This window comes from Streptomyces sp. NPDC047515, from assembly GCF_040643055.1.
Classification (GTDB): domain Bacteria; phylum Actinomycetota; class Actinomycetes; order Streptomycetales; family Streptomycetaceae; genus Streptomyces.
Map to the genome: position 1 here is coordinate 1 of NZ_JBEYTM010000182.1, position 1,037 is coordinate 1,037.

Consider the following 1,037-nt stretch of genomic DNA (forward strand, 5'->3'; position numbering starts at 1 on the left):
AGCCGGGTGCGGTGAAAGCCGCCTGCCCGGTTCGGGAAGGGGCCGTCGGAAAAGGACCCGAGCCACGGGTACCTCGTCGGCGGCCTACTTCACTCGTCGGGCTGCTATTTTCCGCCGCCGGTACGGATGGTGGAGATCGACAAGCCGGGAGGACGCGGGGTCAGGGTCCTCGGTGTGCCCACGGTCGCGGACAGAATCGCGCAGACGGTGGTGGCGATGGTGCTGGAGCCGCTGGTGGAGCCTGTGTTCCACCCGGATTCCTATGGCTATCGGCCCCGGCGTAGTGCACTGGATGCGGTCGCGGCATGCCGGGAACGGTGCTGGAGAACGGACTGGGTGATCGATATGGACATCCGGGGCTTCTTCGACAACCTCGATCACGACCTTGTCCTCAAGGCGGTCGCCCACCACACCGACCAGCGGTGGGTCCTGTTGTATGTGGAGCGGTGGCTGAAGGCCCCGCTCCAACGGCCGGACGGCAGCTTGCTCGCCCGGGACCGTGGCAGCCCGCCGGGCTCAGCGGTCTCACCCGTGTTGTCCAACCTGTTCATGCACTACGCGTTCGATGCCTGGATGGACCGGGAGTACCCCGGTATCCAGTTCGAACGGTACTGCGACGACGTGGTGGTCCACTGCCGCAACGAGGTCCAGGCGCATCACGTGCGCCAGGCCATCGCCGAGCGGCTGGCCGAGTGCGGGGGCCTGGAGTTGCATCCCCAGAAAGCCCGCATCGTGTACTGCAAGGACAGGAACAGGCGCGGCTCGGCTGAGCACACCTCGTTCACGTTCCTGGGGTACGGGTTTCGCGTGCGCAGGCTCCGGACGAAGCACGGGGAGTACTTCTTCGGCTTCAATCCGGGCGTCAGCGACGCGGCCGCCAAGCTGATCCGGTTGCAGATTCGCCGTTGGCGGCTGCACTTGCGCAGTGACACGACCCTGGAGCAGCTCGCCCGGGAGATCAACCCGGTCGTGCGGGGCTGGATCAACTACTTCGGTCGGTTCCATCCGACCGCGTTGCGGTCCAGCCTCAACCGCAT

General features: G+C 66.2%; 1 protein-coding gene. It reads left to right on the forward strand.

Annotated elements, in window-relative coordinates:
* Positions 1-126: 126 nt before the first annotated feature.
* On the forward strand, positions 127-1,037 hold a 911-nt coding region (gene ltrA, locus ABZ826_RS39440), incomplete at its 3' end, for a group II intron reverse transcriptase/maturase (protein ID WP_361459427.1).